Annotated in this window: 18 protein-coding genes; 8 read left to right on the top strand and 10 right to left on the bottom strand. The window is 70.1% G+C overall.

The genetic code is table 11. The features are described from left to right. Nucleotide 1 precedes the first annotated feature (1 nt). Nucleotides 2–2,083 (bottom strand): NAD-dependent DNA ligase LigA, encoded by a 2,082-nt coding sequence (gene ligA, locus AC5Y4T_RS01725; protein ID WP_499951706.1) that lies wholly within the window; start codon nt 2,081–2,083, stop codon nt 2–4. 138 nt (nt 2,084–2,221) lie between these two features. Next, nucleotides 2,222–3,247 carry a uroporphyrinogen decarboxylase/cobalamine-independent methonine synthase family protein gene (locus AC5Y4T_RS01720; protein ID WP_499951705.1) on the bottom strand — a complete coding sequence of 342 codons (1,026 nt, stop codon included), beginning with the start codon at nt 3,245–3,247 and terminating at the stop codon, nt 2,222–2,224. A 99-nt stretch (nt 3,248–3,346) separates the two neighbouring features. On the opposite strand from AC5Y4T_RS01720, the gene AC5Y4T_RS01715 reads away from it, so the two are divergent. Then, complete coding sequence (locus AC5Y4T_RS01715; protein WP_499951704.1) at nt 3,347–3,991, top strand: sensor domain-containing protein; 645 nt, start codon at nt 3,347–3,349, stop codon at nt 3,989–3,991. A gap of 6 nt (nt 3,992–3,997) precedes the next feature. Here the strand turns inward: AC5Y4T_RS01715 and mnmA are convergent, their stop codons facing one another. The 4 genes from mnmA to AC5Y4T_RS01695 are packed head-to-tail and all read right to left on the bottom strand — an operon-like array spanning nt 3,998 to nt 8,019. Next, nucleotides 3,998–5,074 (bottom strand): tRNA 2-thiouridine(34) synthase MnmA, encoded by a 1,077-nt coding sequence (gene mnmA / locus AC5Y4T_RS01710; protein WP_499948405.1) that lies wholly within the window; start codon nt 5,072–5,074, stop codon nt 3,998–4,000. After that, nucleotides 5,075–6,262, bottom strand: a complete 1,188-nt coding sequence (locus AC5Y4T_RS01705) for a cysteine desulfurase family protein (RefSeq protein WP_499948407.1) — start codon at nt 6,260–6,262, stop codon at nt 5,075–5,077. Between the two features lie 33 nt (nt 6,263–6,295). Further along, a complete protein-coding gene (locus AC5Y4T_RS01700; RefSeq protein WP_499948408.1) occupies nt 6,296–7,186 on the bottom strand; it encodes a lysophospholipid acyltransferase family protein in 891 nt (296 codons plus the stop codon). Continuing rightward, a complete protein-coding gene (locus tag AC5Y4T_RS01695) occupies nt 7,183–8,019 on the bottom strand; it encodes a GNAT family N-acetyltransferase (protein ID WP_499948409.1) in 837 nt (278 codons plus the stop codon). Before AC5Y4T_RS01695 ends, AC5Y4T_RS01700 begins: the two co-directional genes overlap by 4 nt. A 193-nt stretch (nt 8,020–8,212) precedes the next feature. Here AC5Y4T_RS01695 and AC5Y4T_RS01690 point away from each other — a divergent pair, with 193 nt between their 5' ends. The 3 genes from AC5Y4T_RS01690 to AC5Y4T_RS01680 are packed head-to-tail and all read left to right on the top strand — an operon-like array spanning nt 8,213 to nt 10,087. Next, a complete protein-coding gene (locus AC5Y4T_RS01690) occupies nt 8,213–9,544 on the top strand; it encodes a cryptochrome/photolyase family protein (RefSeq protein WP_499951703.1) in 1,332 nt (443 codons plus the stop codon). Next, the gene (locus AC5Y4T_RS01685; protein WP_499951702.1) at nt 9,492–9,710 is read left to right on the top strand and encodes a hypothetical protein; all 219 of its coding nucleotides are present in this window, start codon (nt 9,492–9,494) and stop codon (nt 9,708–9,710) included. The genes AC5Y4T_RS01690 and AC5Y4T_RS01685 overlap by 53 nt, the downstream gene beginning before the upstream one ends. After that, nucleotides 9,710–10,087 carry an SRPBCC family protein gene (locus tag AC5Y4T_RS01680; protein WP_499951994.1) on the top strand — a complete coding sequence of 126 codons (378 nt, stop codon included), beginning with the start codon at nt 9,710–9,712 and terminating at the stop codon, nt 10,085–10,087. The genes AC5Y4T_RS01685 and AC5Y4T_RS01680 overlap by 1 nt, the downstream gene beginning before the upstream one ends. A gap of 169 nt (nt 10,088–10,256) precedes the next feature. Here the strand turns inward: AC5Y4T_RS01680 and AC5Y4T_RS01675 are convergent, their stop codons facing one another. After that, nucleotides 10,257–11,213, bottom strand: coding sequence for an electron transfer flavoprotein subunit alpha/FixB family protein (locus AC5Y4T_RS01675; protein ID WP_067356295.1), 957 nt, complete (start codon nt 11,211–11,213; stop codon nt 10,257–10,259). A gap of 35 nt (nt 11,214–11,248) precedes the next feature. Beyond that, a complete protein-coding gene (locus AC5Y4T_RS01670) occupies nt 11,249–12,040 on the bottom strand; it encodes an electron transfer flavoprotein subunit beta/FixA family protein (protein WP_067356298.1) in 792 nt (263 codons plus the stop codon). Between the two features lie 286 nt (nt 12,041–12,326). On the opposite strand from AC5Y4T_RS01670, the gene AC5Y4T_RS01665 reads away from it, so the two are divergent. From AC5Y4T_RS01665 to AC5Y4T_RS01650, 4 genes are read left to right on the top strand one after another with little or no spacing between them, the layout of a single operon-like run. Beyond that, nucleotides 12,327–13,151, top strand: a complete 825-nt coding sequence (locus tag AC5Y4T_RS01665; RefSeq protein WP_499951701.1) for a class I SAM-dependent methyltransferase — start codon at nt 12,327–12,329, stop codon at nt 13,149–13,151. After that, nucleotides 13,148–14,728, top strand: coding sequence for a 1,4-alpha-glucan branching protein domain-containing protein (locus AC5Y4T_RS01660; protein ID WP_499948416.1), 1,581 nt, complete (start codon nt 13,148–13,150; stop codon nt 14,726–14,728). The genes AC5Y4T_RS01665 and AC5Y4T_RS01660 overlap by 4 nt, the downstream gene beginning before the upstream one ends. Nucleotides 14,729–14,741: 13 nt before the next feature. Next, nucleotides 14,742–15,986, top strand: coding sequence for a glycosyltransferase family 4 protein (locus AC5Y4T_RS01655; RefSeq protein WP_499951700.1), 1,245 nt, complete (start codon nt 14,742–14,744; stop codon nt 15,984–15,986). Nucleotides 15,987–16,002: 16 nt separating this feature from the next. Continuing rightward, entirely contained in the window at nt 16,003–17,358 is a 1,356-nt protein-coding gene (locus tag AC5Y4T_RS01650; protein ID WP_499951699.1) for a TIGR01777 family oxidoreductase, read from the top strand. Between the two features lie 9 nt (nt 17,359–17,367). On the opposite strand, the gene AC5Y4T_RS01645 is transcribed toward AC5Y4T_RS01650, so the two are convergent. Both AC5Y4T_RS01645 and AC5Y4T_RS01640 read right to left on the bottom strand, forming a co-directional pair. Further along, nucleotides 17,368–18,447, bottom strand: coding sequence for an NAD-dependent epimerase/dehydratase family protein (locus tag AC5Y4T_RS01645; protein WP_499951698.1), 1,080 nt, complete (start codon nt 18,445–18,447; stop codon nt 17,368–17,370). 24 nt (nt 18,448–18,471) lie between these two features. Continuing rightward, nucleotides 18,472–19,155, bottom strand: coding sequence for a phosphodiesterase (locus AC5Y4T_RS01640; protein WP_499948424.1), 684 nt, complete (start codon nt 19,153–19,155; stop codon nt 18,472–18,474). Nucleotides 19,156–19,199: the final 44 nt, after the last annotated feature.

The raw sequence follows: 19,199 nt of genomic DNA, 5'->3' as shown, positions 1-19,199 counted from the left end.
CTCACTCCGCCGGGGTTTCCGACGGGCCTTCGGCCAGCAGCTTCCGGAAGCCGTCCTCGTCCAGGACGGGCACCCCCAGCTCGATCGCCTTGTCGTACTTGGACCCCGGCGAATCGCCGGCCACCACGTAGTCGGTCTTCTTCGACACCGAGCCCGCCGCCTTGCCGCCACGCGTCAGGATCGCCTCCTTGGCGTCGTCGCGGGAGAAGCCGGCGAGCGAACCGGTGACCACCACCGTCAGCCCCTCCAGCGTGCGCCGCACACTGGTGTCGCGTTCGTCGGCCATCCGCACGCCGGCCGCTCGCCACTTGTCGACGATCGCGCAGTGCCAGTCGACGGTGAACCATTCGGTGAGCGCGGCGGCGATCGTCGGGCCGACGCCTTCCACCGCGGCCAGCCGCTCGGTCGACGCCGACATGATCGAGTCCAGATCGCCGAACTCGGTCGCCAGGGCACGCGCGGCCGTCGGCCCGACGTGCCGGATCGACAGCGCCACCAGGACGCGCCACAGCGCCACCTTCTTGGCCTTGTCCAGGTTGTCGAGCAGCCGTCTGCCGTTGGCGGACAAGGCACCTGCCTTCGTCCGGAACAGCTCGGTGCGCAACAGGTCGTCCTCGGTGAGCGTGAAAAGGTCGCCCTCGTCGGCGATCACGCCGGCCTTCAGCAACGCGGTAGCGGCTTCGTAGCCGAGTCCCTCGATGTCGAACGCCCCGCGGCCGGCGACGTGAAACACCCGCTCCCGCAACTGCGCCGGACACGACCGGGCATTGGGGCAGCGGATGTCGGCGTCGCCCTCCTTGGCCGGCGCCAGCGTGGTGCCGCACTCGGGACACGCGGTGGGCATGACGAATTCGCGTTCGGAGCCGTCGCGCAGGTCGACGACGGGGCCGAGCACCTCGGGGATCACGTCGCCGGCCTTGCGGATCATCACCGTGTCGCCGATCAGCACGCCCTTGCGTTTCACCTCGGCGGCGTTGTGCAGGGTGGCCAGCCCCACCGTCGACCCGGCCACCGTCACCGGCGTCATGAACGCGAACGGGGTGACGCGCCCGGTGCGTCCGACGTTGACGCGAATGTCGAGCAGCTTGGTCTGTGCCTCCTGGGGCGGGTACTTGTACGCGACGGCCCAGCGCGGCGCGCGAGAAGTGGTGCCGAGCCGGCGCTGCAGCGCCACGTCGTCGACTTTGACCACCACGCCGTCGATTTCGTGCTCGAGGTCGTAGCGGTGCTCGCCCCAATAGCCGATCCGCTCCTCGATGGCGGCAAGGCCGCGCACCCGCGCGGTCTGTTCGGCCACCGGCAGCCCCCACGCGCTCAGCGCGGTGTAGGCCTCGTGCTGAGTCTTCGGCGCGAACCCCTCGGTGCGGCCGATGCCGTGGCAGATCATCCGCAGCTTGCGCCGGGCGGTGACGGCCGGGTTCTTCTGGCGCAGCGAGCCCGCGGCGCTGTTGCGGGGGTTGGCGAACGGCGGCTTGCCGTCTTCGACCAGGCTGGCGTTGAGCGCCTCGAAATCGGAGAGCCGGAAGAACGCCTCGCCGCGCACCTCGAGCAGGGCGGGAATCGGGAAGTCCTTGCTGGCGGACAGCCGCTCCGGGACGTCGTCGATGGTGCGGGCGTTGAGCGTCACGTCCTCGCCGACCCGGCCGTCGCCCCGGGTCGCGGCGCGTTCCAGCCGGCCGTCTCGGTACACCAGCGCCAGGGCAACCCCGTCGATCTTGAGCTCGCACAGGTAGTACGGCTGCTTGCCGACTTCGTTCTCGACGCGGTTGCTCCAGGCCACCAGCTCGTCGCGATCGAACACATCGTCGAGGCTCAGCATCCGCTCCAGGTGCGCCGCCTCGGCGAACTCGGTGGCGAAACCCGCCCCGCCGACCAGCTGCGTCGGCGAATCGGGCACCCGGAGTTCGGGATGACGCTCCTCCAGCGCGAGAAGCTCGTTGAACATCGCGTCGAAGTCGGCGTCCGAGATGATCGGCGCGTCCTTGATGTAGTAGCGGAACTGGTGTTCACGAACCTCTTCGGCCAGGTCCTGCCACTGCCGGCGAACCTCGGGCGATACCGAATCGGCTTCTGCTGCGCTCACCTTGGCAGGCTATCCGAGGACACCGACGCGAAACCGGGCGCGTGCACTCCCCTTCGTAGGCCCGGCGAGATTGCCGTGGCGGTTGCGCGAGGAGGCCGGGTGACAGCGATCGGGGCAATCTCGGCGCACCGAACGCAATCAGATGGCGTCCGGATCCTCGGCGAACATCTCGGCCGCTGTGCGGGCGAGCTCGATCGCGGTGCGCGCCCACTCGGGCGTCGCGCCGGCCAGACCACACGCGGGCGACACACCGATGCGGTCGCGCAGCGCCGCACGGGCGAAGCCGAGGCGATCGGTCACCGCGACCACCGCGGCGGCCACCTCCCGCGCCGACGGGCGACGCGGCGGAGCGTTGCCCGCGACCACCCCCAGCGCGACGGTGCGGCCGGACTCCACGAACTCGGCGACACCGTCCAGATCCGCCGCGTTCAGTGCGCTGGCGTCGACCGAGACGGCCCGAAACATGCTGCGCTGCAGGAGATCCCATGGCAGGCCGGGAGCGCAGCAGTGCAGCAGCACCTCGCCGCCCACGGTTCGGGCGCAGGTGTCCAGCAGCCCAGCGGCCACCTCCTCGTCGATCGGCGCCACCGGGTTCAGCGCGGTCACCCCGCTCAGCGCGCCGCCCAGGGCCTTGGGCAGCGACGGCTCGTCGAACTGCACAACCACTTCCGCCTCGAGCCGGCGGGCCAGCCCCGCGCGATGCGCCGACACGCCCTCGGCCAGCGACGCCGCCAGGTCGCGTAGGGCCCCGGGGTCGGTGATCGCCCGATGGCCGTTGCCCAACTCGATCTCGGCCGCCAGGGTGATCGGGCCCGGCGCCTGCACCTTCACCACCCGGCCGTCGCTGCGCAGGCCGGCCGCTTCCCATGCCTCTTCGAGCGCGTCCATGTCCTCGTCGAGCAGGCTGATGGCGCGGCGGGTGACCGCCCCGGGCCGGGCGGCAAGCCGGTAGCCGCGCGGCACCGTGTCGATGGCCACGTCGACCAGCAGCGCGCCGGCCCGGCCGATCAGGTCGGCGCCGACTCCGCGCGCGGGCAGCTCGACGATGTGCGCCAGCGCGCCCCCGAGCTCACCCACCACGACTTCGGCCGCTCGGCGCGCTGCGACGCCGGGCCACGACCCGACGCCGCTGGCGCTCGCGAAGGGATGGGTGAAAACACTCACCGGACAACCGTATTCGACGTCGCACCGTCCGCCCGCTGGCAGGGGTCTGTGTGCGGCGGGGCGGCGCGGGTAGGTTCAACGCCAAAGGGGTGCGAAGACGTGTCGCAGAAGGCGAAATCCGCGTGGCTACCGCTGCTGTGCGCGGTGGTGGCGCTGGTGGCGTCGTGCTCGCGGGTGGTGGACGGCGCGGCCGTGGCGGGATCCGGCGCCGGCCGCAGGGTGGTGCAGGGCGTCGACGTCGACACGATCCTGCTGGACCAGTCGCGGATGCGCGCGATCACCGGCGACGGTGAGCATCTGACCATCATCCCGTCGATGGACGGCACCAGCCCGGTGGACATCGACGCGCTGGCCGATAACGCGCCGCGCGAGTGCCGGTTCGTCTACGCCGAGACGGCGACGTTCGGGCGCGACCTCGAGGCCTTCCACAAGACGACGTTTCAGGACCCACCCGATGGCGCGTTGATCTCCGAGGGCGCGGCGGCCTATCGCGACGCCGACACCGCCCGCCGTGCCTTCGGCGCGCTGGTGAGCACCGTCGGCGACTGTGCGAACGGCTCGAGCGGGCAGCTCTACGTCGGTGACTGGAACGCCGACGCGACCTCGCTGCACCTGCGGCCCGGCGGGTGCGGCCGCGACTACCGGATCCTGTCGGTGGCCATGCTGGAGGTCACCTTCTGCGGGTTCGCGCAATCGGTGTCCGACATCGTGATGACGAATATCTCCGCGAACATGCCGCGATAGCCCGGATCAGCGGGTGGTGCCGGCGATGATGGCGCTGCCGAGCACCTCGTCCCCGTCGGGATCGGGCCGATACAGCACCAGCGTCTGGCCGCGGGCCACGCCGCGCATCGGCGCGCGCAGCCGCACGACCAGCTCGTCGTCGACCAGTTCGGCTACCGCGTCTGCTGTTTCCCCGTGCGCGCGCACCTGCACCGCGCACTCCACCGGGCCGGACGGCGTGACGCCCGAGGTGAAAACCGGTGTCCGGCCGACCATTTCGCGTATCTCGAGATCGGCTGCCTCGCCCACGTGCACGGTGCCGGTCTCGGCGTCGATCGAGGTCACGTAGCGCGGGCCGCCGTCGGGCCCCGGCCCGGCGATGCCGAGGCCCTTGCGCTGTCCGACAGTGAAACCGTGCACGCCGTCATGCTCGGCGAGCACGGTTCCGTCGGCATTGACCACCGCACCGCGGCGCACCCCGATGCGCTCGCCCAAGAAGGCGCGGGTGTTGCCCGAGGGGATGAAGCAGATGTCGTGACTGTCCGGCTTTTCGGCGACCGTCAGACCGCGCCGGGCGGCTTCGGCCCGGATCTGCGGCTTGGGGGTGTCCCCGATCGGGAACGCCGCGTGGCGCAACTGCTCGGCGCTCAGGACGGCCAGCACGTACGACTGGTCCTTGTCGTGATCGACGGCGCGACGCAGCCGGCCGTCCTGCAGCCGGGCGTAGTGGCCGGTGACCACCGTGTCGAACCCGAGTGCAACGGCTTTCGCCGACAGCGCCGAGAACTTGATCTTCTGATTGCAGACCACGCACGGGTTGGGGGTCTCGCCGCGCGCATACGACGACACGAATTCGTCGATGACTTCGGATTTGAACCTTTCCGCGAAATCCCAGACGTAGAACGGGATTCCGAGCACATCGGCGACGCGGCGCGCGTCGGCGGCGTCTTCCTTCGAGCAGCACCCGCGCGAGCCGGTGCGCAGCGTGCCGGGCGCGCTGGACAGCGCCAGGTGCACGCCGACCACGTCATGTCCGGCGTCGACCATCCGGGCGGCGGCGACCGACGAGTCGACGCCACCGCTCATGGCAGCAAGCACTTTCACTTAGGACGCCCCCGCGGCGGCCAGCGCGGCGCGACGGGCGCGGTCGACCGCCCCGGGCAGTACCCGCAGCACCGCGTCTACGTCCGCGTCAACGCTGGTGTGGCCCAACGAGAGTCGCAGAGACCCGCGAGCGCTGGTCGCGTCGGCGCCCATGGCGATCAGCACGTGCGAGGGCTGCGCGACACCGGCGGTGCACGCCGACCCCGTCGAGCACTCGATTCCGTTGGCGTCCAACAGCATCAACAGCGCATCGCCCTCACAGCCGCGGAACGTGAAATGCGCGTTGCCGGGCAGGCGCTGCGGATCGCGGGCACCGTTGAGTGTGACGTCCTCTATGCCGCCCAGCACGCCGTCGACCAGGCGGTCGCGCAACGCGCGCAGCCGGGCGCTGTTGGCCTCGAGCCCGTCGACCGAGATCCGGGCGGCCGCCGCCATCCCGACCGCACCGGCGACATCGGCGGTGCCCGAACGGATGTCGCGCTCCTGCCCACCGCCGTGCGCCAGCGGCACGCAGGCGACGTCGCGACGCAGCAGCAGCGCACCCACGGCCGGCGGTCCGCCGAATTTGTGCGCGGCCACGCTCATCGCCGACAATCCGCTGGCGGCGAAGTCGACCGGCAACTGCCCGACCGCCTGAATGGCGTCGCTGTGCATCGGCACGCCGAATTCGGCGGCGACGGCGGCGAGTTCGGCGGCGGGCATGACCGTGCCGACCTCGTTGTTGGCCCACATCACCGACACGAGAGCCACGTCATCGACGTCGCTGTGGCGCGAGAGCACCTCGCGCAGCGCCGTCGCCGACACCGAACCGTCGGCGGCGGTGGGAAGCCAGGTGACCTCGGCTCCCTCGTGTTCGACGAGCCAGTTGACCGAGTCCAGCACGGCGTGGTGTTCGACCTCGCTGGTGATGATGCGCCGCCGGCGTGGCTCGGCGTCGCGGCGTGCCCAGTAGATGCCCTTGACCGCCAGGTTGTCGCTCTCGGTGCCGCCGGCGGTGAAGATGACCTCCGAGGGGCGCGCGCCCAGCCTGTCGGCGATCAGCTCACGGGATTCTTCGATGCGGCGCCGCGCCGCCCGGCCACTGGTGTGCAGCGACGACGCGTTGCCGACCGTGCCCAGCACAGCCGTCATCGCCTCGACGGCGGCGGGGTGCATCGGGGTGGTGGCGGCGTGATCGAGGTAGACCATGACGCGACCCACGATACCGGCCCGCCGGTTTGCTCAGGCCACCAGCATGTGCCCGTGACCAGCGCCCGGGGCGGTTGTTGCACCCACCGCGGATTGGCACCGGCCGGCCAGGGCGCGCCGGTCGGTCCCCGGGAGCTGGAGAGACTCGACGTGCAGCCGCGCCAGCGTGCGCGGCACGACGAGCAGCCGGCGGATCGAGCTCAGCAGGGTCTCGTCGCCGACGAAGGCCGGCACCGTCGAGGGGCTGCCGTCGACGTGGTGGTAGGTCAGCCGCAGCGGCTGCACCGGGCGGCCGGCGTCGATGGCGGCCTGAAACATCGCCGGGTAGAAGGCGCCACGACCTCTGTGGGATGGTCCGGCTCCACCTCCGCCCGCTACGCGGGCGGCATCGTCGCCGGACTGACCACACCAGGTGGTGCCCTCGGGGAAGGCCACCACCGTCTGGCCGGCCCGCAGCCGCCGGGCGACGGCGTCGACAACACCGGGCAGGCGCCGCAGACTGGACCGCTCGATCGGGATGATCTTCAGGAAGCGCGCGACGATCCCGGTCGCCGGGCCGGTGAACATGTCGGCGCGCGCGACGAACGATCCGGGCAGCACCGACCCGATCGCGAAGACGTCGACCCAGGACATGTGCGGGCTCACCACCAGCACCCCACTCAGGTTACGAATCGGGTTGCCCGTCACGGTGATTCGCACGCCCAGGCAACGCAGCACCAACCGGCAATAGATGCGCTGCACTCGGGTGCGGCCCGGCAACGGCACCGCCAGCAGCGGCAGTCCGGGCGCCAACAGCAGCGCCAGCGACAGGCGCAGGGTCATCCGCAGCGCGCTGCGCAGCGGGCTCGACGTCACCACGGCGCTCGCACCCACACAGCGTGCATCGCACGATGCGCGCGGAAGCCACGAGTGCCCCGCGTTCATCGCCGGCCGCCCGCCATTTCCGACGCCGCGGAGACCGATCGGAGTCGCTTCAGGTATCGGGTGTCGGCGTGCGCTTTGCCCAGCAGGACGCAGAAATCGCCCACGCCGAAGTCCGGGTCGTGCGCCGGTTCGCCGCACACCTGGGCGCCCAGCCGCAGGTAACCCCGCATCAAGGCGGGGACCGAGGGGCGCGCCGGCGCCTCGATGTCGTCAATGCCCTTCCCGTCGACGACCACCGGCCGGTACGGGTACACGCGATATTCCGGTGGCGCCCCATGCCGGCTGAGGATGAAGTCGCGGACACCGCGCAGTTGGCTTCCGGGGGCCACGTCGGATTCGCCGCCGATGGGCACCGACACGCAGCCGGTCACGTGGTCGTAGCCGTAGCGGTCCAGATAGGCCAGGATGCCCGCCCACATCAACAGCACGACGCCGCCGTTGCGATGCCCCTCGCGCACCACGGCGCGTCCCATCTCCACGAGCGACGGCCGCAGTGGGTCGAGCGCGCGGATGTCGAACTCGGTGGCGGTGTAGAGCCCGCCGGCCGCGATGGCCCCCGCGGGCGCCAGCATCCGGTAGCAACCGACCAGCTCACCGGTGTCGTCGTCGCGCACCAGCAGGTGGTCACAGAACTCGTCGAACCGGTCGAGGTCCCGGCCACCCGGGTCGGCCGCCGGCAGTGCGAAGCCCGGCGTGCTGGTGAACACGTCGTACCGGAGTCGCTGCGCGGCCTCGATCATGGCGGGGTCGGTGGACAGCAACAGGGAGTAGCGGGGTGCGGCCGGCGAGCCGGTGGGCTTTTCGCTGGGTATGAGGACCGAAGCAACGCTCATGAACCCCAACGTGGCTTAGTGGATGAGCTAGTCGGCATCGCCGCTGTGACGTGTCGGTGCACGTCAGATGACGAACTGTGCGCGCAGGCCCCAGCGGTGCGACGCGGCTCACACAGCACGCGACGGCGGGATGAACGCTGCGTTGCCGATTGCCCACGGTTGAGCCCGCACCGCACCGGGTAGCACGTGCAGGGTGACTAGTTCGTCGACGATCCGGACTCCTCGCCGCTGGTGCTTCGCCGATCAACTGGGCCCGCACTTCCTGGATCACCCCGCCCAGCCCGTGCTGCTGATCGAGTCCCGCGCGGTCTTCGAACGCCGCCGATTCCACCGCCGCAAGGCCCACCTCGTGCTGTCCGCACTGCGCCACCGCGCGGCCGAACTGGGCGACCAGGCACAGTTCCTGCAGACCCGTACCTACGGCGAAGCCCTGGAACGGGTGCCGGAGCGAATCAGCGTGTGTCAGCCCACCACCTGGGCGGCGGATCGCTTCGTGCGGTCGAAGCCGGCGATCGACGTGCTGCCCCCGCGCGGGTTCTGCACCGACCGCGCGGAGTTCGACGAGTGGGCCAAGCGGCAGCGCACGCTGCTGCTGGAGAACTTCTACCGCGACGCGCGCCGCCGGTTCGACCTGTTGATGGACGGGAGCCAGCCCGCGGGCGGTCGGTGGAACTTCGACGCCGACAACCGCGAGCCGGCGCCCAAGCACGCGAAGACATTGGACGTGCCCGCGCCCTGGCGCCCCGTCGAGGACGACATCGACGAGCAGGTGCGCGCCGACCTGGACCGCTGGGAACGCGACGGCGCCGTCACCTTCGTCGGCCGCGACGGGCCGCGCGAATTCCCCGTCACCGCAACCGAAGCGCAGTCCGCCCTGCGCGTATTCCTGCGGGATCGGTTGCCGCACTTCGGCCCTCACGAGGACGCCATGCTCTCGCGTGACCGGTTCATGGCGCACAGCCTGCTGTCCGCGCCGATGAATTTGGGCCTGCTGGACCCGCTGGATTGTGCGTACGCGGCCGAAGACGCCTACCGGGCCGGCGACGCCGCACTCAACAGCGTCGAGGGCTACATCCGCCAGCTGATCGGGTGGCGCGACTACATCTGGCACGTCTATTGGCATTTCGGACCCGACTATCGGCACCGCAACGCGCTCAACGCGCGCGCGGGGCTGCCGAACTGGTTCGCCGACCTCGACGCCGACGCGGTCGAAGCGCGCTGCCTCAAAGACGTGCTGCGCCCAGGTGCGCGACCACGGCTGGGCGCATCACATCCCGCGGCTGATGGTGTTGTCCAACTACGCGCTGCAGCGCGGGTGGGATCCCGCGGCGGTCACCGACTGGTTCCACCGGTGCTTCGTCGACGGCTACGAGTGGGTGATGGTCGCCAATGTCGTGGGCATGTCGCAGCACGCGGACGGCGGCCTGATGGCGACGAAGCCCTACGCCGCGGGGGGTGCCTACATCAACCGCATGAGCGACTATTGCGCGGACTGCTCGTATCGCCCCACCGAGCGGGTGGGTGAGCGCGCCTGCCCCTTCACGGGCGGCTACTGGTCGTTCCTGAACCGCAACGAGAAGTCTCTGGCGGGCAACCGGCGCATGATCCAACCGTTGGCGGGCCTGCGGCGACTCACCGATCTCGACGACGTCGTCGAACAACAGCACCGACTCGGGCAGGCCGCGCCGTGATGTTGACCGTGGACAAATACACCGCGGCGCCCCCGGCCGCGGTGTGGGAATTGCTGGTCGACCTGGACGCGTGGCCGAAGTGGGGCCCGACGATTCGCCGCGCCCGCCTCGACGCGCCACACACCGAGCTGGCCTTGCATGCCACCGGCACCGTGCAGACCTCCGTGCTGATCGCGGTGCCGTTCGAAGTCACCGAGTACGAGCCGGGGCGCCACTGGGCGTGGAAGGTGGCCGGTGTGCCGGCGACCCGGCACCGGGTGGACGCGGTGGGTGGTGGCTCGCGGGTGAGCATTTCGGTGCCGTGGTGGTCCGCCCCCTACCTGACGGTGTGTTCCGTCGCGGTGCGCCGCATCGACGCGATGCTGACCGGCGCCTAGCGGAGGTCGACGCCCGGCCCCGAGAACCATTGCGCGGCTTGGCAATCCACTAGCACGGGCGCTAGCGGATTCGGAGTCCGGTTCACGGTGTGGACACGGCGCCCCTGTGCCGTGACCGAACGCAAAAGCCCCCGGCACCGCGGTGCCGGGGGCCGTGCGGCCGAGAGGCTCAGCCCTTGCGAGTCTTGATCGCCTCGGTCAGCTGCGGCGCGACCTTGAACAGGTCGCCCACCACGCCGTAGTCGGCGATCTCGAAGATGGGCGCCTCTTCGTCCTTGTTGACCGCGATGATCGTCTTGGACGTCTGCATGCCCGCGCGGTGCTGGATGGCACCCGAGATGCCCAGCGCGATGTAGAGCTGCGGCGAGACGGTCTTACCGGTCTGGCCCACCTGGAACTGGCCCGGGTAGTAGCCGGAGTCGACGGCGGCGCGCGACGCACCGACGGCCGCACCCAGCGAGTCGGCCAGCTCCTCGACGACGCTGAAGTTCTCCGCGCTGCCGACACCGCGACCACCGGAGACGACGATGGTGGCCTCGGTCAGTTCCGGACGGTCACCGGCGACCGCGGGCTCGCGGGCGGTGATCTTGGTGGCGTTCTCTGCCTGGGCCGGGACCTCGACCTTGACCTCTTCGCCGGCACCGGCCTGCGGTTCGGCGTCGACGGCGCCGGCGCGCACGGTGATCACCGGGGTGTCGCCGTTGGCCTGCGCCTCCACCGTGAACGCGCCACCGAAGATGGAGTAGGTCGCCTTGTTGCCTTCCTTGACCTCGACCACGTCGACCAGCAGGCCGGATCCGATCCGGGCGGCGAGCCGGCCGGCGATTTCCTTGCCGTCGGCGTTGGCCGACAGGATCACCGCGGCGGGCGAGTTGGACTCGGCAAGCGAGGCCAGCACGTCGACCACCGGGGTGATCAGGTATTTGTCGACGTCGTCGGACTCGGCGACGTAGATCTTGGCGGCGCCGGCCTCCTTGAGCCCGTCGACCAAGGGCGCGGCGGTCCCGGGAGCGCCGACCACGACGGCGGCGGGCTCGCCCAGCGCGCGGGCGGCGGTGATCAGTTCGGAGGTGACCTTCTTCAGCGCACCTTCTGCGTGCTCGACGAGCACCAGTACTTCAGCCATGGGTTATTTCGCTCTTCTCGTCTTGAGGGAATCGGTCAGATGATCTTCTGGGCAACCAGGTACTTGGCGACGTCGTTTCCGCCCTCGCCCTCGTCGGTGACCTTCTCGCCCGCGGTCTTCGGCGGCTTCGGCGTCGACGACAGCACGGTCGATCCGGCGTTTTCCAGCCCGACCTCGTCGCTCTCGACCCCGATCTCCGCCAGGGTCAGCACAGTGACCTCTTTCTTCTTGGCGGCCATGATGCCCTTGAACGAGGGGAAGCGCGGCTCGTTGATCTTCTCGGTGACACTGACCACCGCGGGCAGGGTGGCCTCGAGCGTGAACACGCCCTCGTCCGTCTCCCGTTCGCCGGTGACCTTGTCGCCCTCGATGGAGAGCTTGCGCACGTGGGTCAGCTGCGGCAGGCCCAGGTACTCGGCGATCACGGCCGGCACCGCGCCGCCGGTCCCGTCGGTGGCCTCGTTGCCGGCGATGACCAGCTCGGTGCCCTCGATGGTGCCCAGCGCGCGCGCCAGGGCCCATCCGGTCTGCACCACGTCCGAGCCGTGCAGGCCGTCGTCCTTGAGATGGACGGCCTTGTCGGCGCCCATCGACAGCGCCTTGCGGATCGCCTCGGTGGCGCGCTCGGGACCCGCGGTCAACACGGTCACCGAGCCTTCGCCGCCCTCGCGCTCGCGGATCTGCAGCGCCTCTTCCACCGCGCGCTCGTTGATCTCGTCGAGCACCGCGTCGGCGGCCTCGCGGTCCAACGTGTAGTCGCCGTCAGACAGCTTGCGCTCCGACCAGGTGTCTGGGACCTGCTTGATCAGGACCACGATGTTCGTCATGAGTGTGGTTCGTCCTCCTAGAAGGGGGCTCGCAGCAATCGACTGCGAAACCTCGGTACGCGTTTTTCGCAACGCACGGCCGTGTTACTACCCGGTAACTTTGTGCGGTATGCATTCACACCATAGCTGGTCGCTCAGGCCATATTGCCCGCTCCTCCCTCGTCCGCTGCCGCGGTCGGGGTCGTTGCCGGGCGGCACGTTCTCGCAGCCCGTCCGCCGCCTGAGAACGCGGGGGTCCGCTTCCCCGGTTCGCGAATCCGACACTTCGCGTTAGCCTGCCTATGCAATGAGCGCACCGGTCCCTGACGTCCCGCAGCACGCCCCCGGCGACACCGCCTCGGCGGGTGACGCCGTGATGATGCTGACGGGCGAGCGCACCATCCCGGGGCTGGACATCGAGAACTACTGGTTTCGCCGCCATGAGGTCGTCTACCAGCGGCTTGCCGAGCGTTGCGTGGGCGCTGACGTACTCGAGGCCGGCTGCGGCGAGGGTTACGGCGCCGATCTGATCGCCGGGGTCGCCCGCCGGGTCATCGCGGTGGATTACGACGAGGCCGCGGTGGCCCATGTCCGCAGCCGCTACCCGCGGGTGGACGTCATGCAGGCGAACCTCGCGCGGCTGCCGCTGCCCGACTCGTCGGTGGATGTTGTGGTCAACTTCCAGGTGATCGAACACCTGTGGGACCAAACACAGTTCGTCATCGAGTGCGCCCGAGTGCTGCGGCCGTCGGGCCTTCTGATGATGTCGACGCCCAATCGGATCACCTTCTCCCCGGGTCGCGACACCCCCGTCAACCCGTTCCACACCCGGGAGCTCAACGCCGCGGAACTGACCCAGTTGCTCATCGACGGCGGCTTCACCGACGTGTCGATCAGCGGCTTGTTCCACGGCCCGAGGCTTCGCGAGATGGATGCCCGGCACGGCGGCTCGATCATCGACGCGCAGATCGCGCGCGCGGTCGCAGATGCGCCGTGGCCGCCGCAGCTGGTGGCCGACGTCGCCGCCGTCACCATCGGAGACTTCGACCTGGTCGAGGCCGATGCGGGTACCCGCACCGGCTACCCCATCGACGACAGCCTCGACCTGATCGCAATCGCGGTAGCCCCGTGAGCGCGCCGCAGAACCGGGTTCCCGGCCTCTTCACCCTGGTTTTGCACACCCACCTGCCCTGGCTGGCCCACCACGGCCGCTGGCCGGTCGGCGAGGAGTGGCTGTATCAATCCTGGGCGGCGGCCTACCTGCCGCTGATGCGCGTGCTGAACACCTTGGCCGGCGAAGAGCGCCGCGGCGTGCTCACACTGGGCGTCACCCCGGTGGTGAATGCGCAGCTCGACGACCCGTACTGCCTGGACGGCATGCATCACTGGCTGGCCAACTGGCGGCTGCGCGGCCTGGAGGCCACCAGCGTGCGGTCCGCTCCCCGCTCGAAGTCGGTCGGCTACCAGTCATGCACACCAGAAGCGTTGCGCGCCTTAGGGATTCGCGAATCCGCCGAGGCGCAGCGAGCGCTGGACGACTTCGCCACGCTGTGGCGGCACGGCGGCAGCCCGCTGCTGCGCAACCTGCTCGACGCGGGCGCGGTGGAGCTGCTCGGCGGCCCGCTGGCCCATCCGTTCCAGCCGCTGCTGGCGCCGCGGCTGCGTGAGTTCGCGCTGCGCGAGGGTTTGGCCGATGCGCATGCTCGTCTGAGGCACCGCCCGGGCGGGATCTGGGCGCCCGAATGCGCCTACGCGCCCGGCATGGAGCACGACTATTCCGCCGCGGGCGTCACCCATTTCATGGTCGACGGTCCGTCGCTGCACGGCGACACGGCGCTGGGCCGGCCCGTCGGCGACACCGAGGTGGTCGCGTTCGGGCGTGACCTGCAGGTCAGCTACCGGGTGTGGTCACCGAAATCCGGCTACCCCGGGCACGCCGCGTACCGCGATTTCCACACCTACGACCACCTCACCGGACTCAAGCCGGCCAGGGTGACCGGCCGCAACGTGTCCTCGCAGGACAAGGCGCCCTACGACCCCGAGCGCGCCGACCACGCTGTCGACATCCACGTCGCCGACTTCGTCGACGTGGTCCGCAACCGCCTGCTCTCGGAGTCCGACCGCATCGGGCGACCGGCTCATGTGGTCGCCGCCTTCGACACCGAGCTGTTCGGCCACTGGTGGTACGAGGGCCCGACGTGGCTGGAGCGGGTGCTGCGGGCCCTGCCCGAGGCCGGCGTCCGGGTGGGCACGCTGACTGACGCCCTCGCCGACGGTTTCGTCGGGACCCCGGTGGACCTGCCGCCCAGCTCGTGGGGCTCGGGCAAGGACTGGCAGGTTTGGGCCGGCGACCAGGTCGCCGATCTGGTCGCGCTGAACAGCGAAGTGGTCGACATGGCGTTGAGCACCGTCGACAAGGCGCTGTCCCAGACGGCGTCGCTGGACGGGCCCATCCCCCGCGACCACGTCGCCGATCAGATCCTGCGCGAAACGCTGCTCACCGTCTCCAGTGACTGGCCTTTCATGGTCAGCAAGGACTCGGCCACGGATTACGCCCGCTACCGCGCGCACCTGCACGCGCACGCTACCCGCGAGATCGCCGACGCACTGGCGTCCGGGCGGCGGGAGACCGCGCAGCGGCTGGCGCAGGGATGGAACCGCGCCGACGGCCTGTTCGGCGCCCTCGACGCCCGCAGGCTGCCCCGATGAGGCGGGCGGCGGCGTGAAAGTCCTGATGGTGTCGTGGGAATACCCGCCGGTGGTGATCGGCGGCCTCGGCCGGCACGTCCACCATCTGTCGACCGCGCTGGCCGCCGGCGGTCACGACGTCGTCGTGCTGTCGCGGCGTCCCACCGGAACCGATCCCCGCAGCCATCCGTCGTCGGACCACATCAGCGAGGGCGTCCGGGTGATCGCCGCGGCCCAGGACCCGCACGAATTCACCTTCGGCACCGACATGATGGCGTGGACGCTCGCAATGGGCCACTCCATGATCCGGGCCGGTCTGCCCCTGACGAAGCCGGGCACCAACCGCGCCTGGCGGCCCGACGTCGTGCACGCCCACGACTGGCTGGTGGCCCATCCGGCGATAGCGCTGGCCCAGTTCTACGATGCACCAATCGTTTCCACGATCCACGCCACCGAAGCCGGCCGGCATTCCGGCTGGGTCAGCGGTGCGATCAGCCGCCAGGTGCACGCGGTCGAATCGTGGCTGGTGCGCGAATCCGACTCGCTGATCACCTGCTCGGCGTCGATGGCCGACGAAATCACCGAGCTGTTCGGCCCCGGCCTGGCCGAGATCACCGTGATCTGCAACGGCATCGAGACGGCACGATGGCCGTTTGCCCGGCGCCGGCCGCGCATCGGGCCGGCCGAGCTGCTCTACCTGGGCCGGCTGGAATACGAGAAGGGTGTGCACGACGTCATCGCCGCGCTGCCCCGCATCAGGCGCAGCCACCCGGGCACCACGTTGACCATCGCGGGTGAGGGCACCCAGCAGGCCTGGCTGATCGAGCAGGCCCGTAAACACCGGGTGCTCAAGGCGATTCGGTTCGTCGGGCATCTCGATCATGCCGAGCTGCTCGCGGTCCTGCATCGCGCCGACGCCGCGGTGCTGCCCAGTCACTACGAGCCGTTCGGGATCGTGGCGCTGGAGGCGGCCGCGGCGGGCACTCCCCTGGTGACGTCGGACATCGGCGGCCTGGGCGAGGCGGTGATCAACGGTCAGACCGGTGTCTCGTGCCCGCCCCGCGACGTGGCCCGGCTGGCAGCCGCGGTGCGCACCGTGCTCGACGACCCGCAGGCCGCGCAGCGGCGCGCCCACGCCGCCCGCGAACGGCTCACGTCGGATTTCGACTGGCGCACGGTCGCGGACAAGACCGCGCAGGTGTATCTGTCGGCCAAGCGTGGCGTGCGGCAGCCGCACGCCCGGCTGCCGATCATCGAACACGCCTTGCCGAACCGATAGCGGCTACCTTCGAGGCATGGGGCTGGACTATTCGAGCGTCGTGGACGCTCCCATCACCGACGTTTTCGATTGGCATGGCAGGCCGGGCGCGTTCGCCCGGCTTTCGCCGCCGTGGCAGCCGATGCGGCTGGTCACCGAGGCCACCTCACTCGAGGATGGGCGGGCCACGCTGGCGCTGCCCGGGGGTCTGCGCTGGGTCGCGGTCCATCAGCCCGACGGCTACGACCCGCCGCGGCGCTTCGTCGACGCCATCGGCGGCGACGGCCTGGCCGCGCTCCCGGCGCGAATTGCGGTGCGCTGGCGGCACACCCACGAATTCGAAGATCTTCCAGACAATCGCACCAGGGTGATCGACAGGGTCGACACACCAGTGCCCGGTTCGCTGTTGCGGCCGATGTTCGATTACCGGCATCGCCAGCTGGCCGACGATTTGGCCGCCCACCGGCTGGCCGCCGAGAACGGACTGCGACCCCTGACGATCGCCATCACCGGATCGTCGGGGCTGGTCGGTTCGGCGTTGACCGCCTTCCTGCGCACCGGTGGGCATCGGGTGATCAAGCTGGTCCGCCACTCCGCAGGCGGCGACGATGAGCGACGGTGGAGTCCCGACGATCCCGACCAGGACCTGTTCGACGGGATCGACGCGGTGATCCACCTCGCGGGCGCCTCGATCGCCGGCCGATTCACCGACAAGCACCGGAAGGCTATCCGGGACAGCAGGATTGGGCCGACTCGACGGCTCGCCGAACTGCTGGGTCGCCGCGAGTCCCGGCCGGGCACGCTGATCTCGGCGTCGGCGATCGGCTACTACGGATACGACCGGGGCGATGAAACGCTTACCGAGGACAGCGATCGCGGCGACGGGTTCCTGACCGACGTCGTGACCGACTGGGAGGAGGCGACCACGCCCGCCCAGCAATCGGGGGTGCGGGTCGTCCATGTGCGCACCGGCATCGTGCAGTCGCCCGCCGGGGGGACGTTGAAGCTGATGCGTCCGCTGTTCAGCGCCGGGCTGGGTGGCCGCCTCGGCGACGGTCGACAATGGCTGTCCTGGATCGGGATCGACGATCTGGTGGACGTCTATCACCGTGCCCTGTGGGACGCCACATTGTCCGGGCCGGTGAATGCCGTTGCACCGCAACCGGTTCGCAACAGCGACTACACCGCTACCCTGGCGGCGGTGTTGCACCGGCCGGCGGTGCTGCCGGTGCCGTCGCTGGGTCCACGGCTGCTGCTGGGTGGGCAGGGCGCCCGCGAGCTGGCGTGCGCGAGCCAGCGAGTGGCGCCCGCCAAACTCGCCGCAGCCGGGCATCGGTTCCGCCAACCGGACCTGGATCAGGCGCTGCGTCACCTGTTGGGACGCACCGGTTGACGATACTCGTCACGGCACCCGCCGGACGGTGAGCGGCCCGGCGGTGACGTCGCGCCCTAGCGCCTCGACCAACGACCGGGACCTCAGCACGGGGCTCGGTGTCCCCGACGCGTGCAGGAACCCGTCGATGAGGTCGCCCAGTGCGGCCACCGATTCCCAGTGCGGCGACCAGTCGAGCACGCCGCGCGCCCGGCCGGTCTCCAGCAGCGGCAGCGAAAACGCCATATCGAGCCAGCCGCGGTCGATCGGCTGCAATCGGGCGCGCCACGAGGCCTCCACCGCCAACCCGAGCAGGCCCGCGGGCACGTGAATCGGGCGTGCCCGCAACACTTTTGCGATGTCGTCGCGGGACACGGGCGGTTCCGCGGCCAGATTGAACGGACCCGTGGCGCCACGCTCGATCGCCTTTACGCAGGCGTCGGCGACGTCGTCGGCATGCACCACCGACACACACAGCGAGCGGTCCAGCGGCAGCACCGGCAGCCAGCGAAGCCATCGCGAGTCCAGGTATGCGGGCAGGGTGTAGCGGCGCAGACCCGGCGCGGCGTCGCGCTGCATGATGAATCCCGGCCGCATCCGGGTGATGCCGACGCCGTCGGGATTGCGGCGCTCGTAGTCGTCGAGCATATGCTCCACCGTGGATTTCGCCCGGCTGTAGGCAGACGACCTGATGCCCGCCGTCGACCACGATTCGTCGACCTTTTCCCCGTACCGCCCGGGTGCATAGGTGCCCACCGATGACATGTGCACCAGCTGAGGAACTTTGACGTTGTGCGCAGCGCTCAGCACGGCGGAGCTCCCGTTGATGGCGACCGCGTCCAGGTAGCGCGTATTGCGCGTGGGTTGGAACCCCCACGCCAGATGGATCACACACCGGGCGCCGCGAAACACGTTGAGCAGCTGGATTTCCACGCCCGGGTCCGCAAGGTCGAGCTCCTGCCATTGGACGCATCCATACACGCCCTCCGGCGGCGGTCGCCTGCGGGTGACACCGACGATCTCATAGTCAGTGCCGCCTTCGGCGAGTCGGCGCAGCAGCGCGGTGCCGACGTTGCCACTGGCCCCGGTGATGACGATCCGCTTGGACACGGCTACCTCCTTGACAGCGGGCGGCTACTCTTCGGCGTCTCTGCCGTCGCGGCTGTGCTGATAGGCGCGGGCGCGTAGGTCCGCGAGCCAGCGGGGATGCAGGCTCAAGCCGGGTGCGGTGTTGAGGACGGGGTCGAACGACACGTCCCCGTCGGCGTCGGGATCGATGGCGGTGGTCAGCGTGATACGGGCCAAGGCTGTGAAATCGCCTCGGCCGCAGGCTTGATCGAGCGCCACCTCGATGTTGCTGCGCTCGAGCTTGGACCGCACACTGTCCAGGGACAACCCGGACCCGCCGATCTCGCTCGAGGTCCGGGCCCGAAGCCACCAGTTGTTGCCCCGGTAGTGCAACGGCATCAGCGTGGTCAGCGTTTGACCGTTCCACGATGTGGCAGGCCGTAGCGCCAGCGCACGCGACAGCACCCCCGACCCGGACGAGACGAGCAGGATGTCCCACGGCTTGTCGGCCGGCTGCGACGCGGGCAGCCGCACGGCAAGGCCGATGAAGTCGGGCAGCGCCCCGGGCGTGCCGCTGGCCTTCGACACGCGCGCAACGATTTCCGAAGACGCGATCGGCAAGCCCTGGGCCGCGGGAGCAACGCGCTCGATGAAGCCCTCCGCGAGTACCCCCATCGGATGGAAGAACCGCTTACCCCGGATCGCGGAGCCCCACTGAAAGGGCAGCGCCACAAGATCGAAAACGTTCACCGGCGGCGGATTCCCATTCTGCGGCGGTGAAAACCGGCCCGCGC

This window comes from Mycobacterium sp. NGS11, assembly GCF_059813315.1.
This window is presented reverse-complemented; position numbering and strand designations above follow the sequence as displayed.

Excerpts from the sequence above, each read along its gene's own strand:
- AC5Y4T_RS01700 (WP_499948408.1), bottom strand. The coding sequence starts at position 7,186 with ATGAACGCGGGGCACTCGTGGCTTCCGCGCGCATCGTGCGATGCACGC.
- AC5Y4T_RS01705 (WP_499948407.1), bottom strand. The coding sequence starts at position 6,262 with ATGGTCTACCTCGATCACGCCGCCACCACCCCGATGCACCCCGCCGCC.
- AC5Y4T_RS01650 (WP_499951699.1), top strand. The coding sequence starts at position 16,003 with ATGGGGCTGGACTATTCGAGCGTCGTGGACGCTCCCATCACCGACGTT.
- AC5Y4T_RS01670 (WP_067356298.1), bottom strand. The coding sequence starts at position 12,040 with ATGACGAACATCGTGGTCCTGATCAAGCAGGTCCCAGACACCTGGTCG.
- AC5Y4T_RS01665 (WP_499951701.1), top strand. The coding sequence starts at position 12,327 with ATGAGCGCACCGGTCCCTGACGTCCCGCAGCACGCCCCCGGCGACACC.
- AC5Y4T_RS01680 (WP_499951994.1), top strand. The coding sequence starts at position 9,710 with ATGTTGACCGTGGACAAATACACCGCGGCGCCCCCGGCCGCGGTGTGG.
- AC5Y4T_RS01695 (WP_499948409.1), bottom strand. The coding sequence starts at position 8,019 with ATGAGCGTTGCTTCGGTCCTCATACCCAGCGAAAAGCCCACCGGCTCG.
- AC5Y4T_RS01675 (WP_067356295.1), bottom strand. The coding sequence starts at position 11,213 with ATGGCTGAAGTACTGGTGCTCGTCGAGCACGCAGAAGGTGCGCTGAAG.
- AC5Y4T_RS01685 (WP_499951702.1), top strand. The coding sequence starts at position 9,492 with ATGAGCGACTATTGCGCGGACTGCTCGTATCGCCCCACCGAGCGGGTG.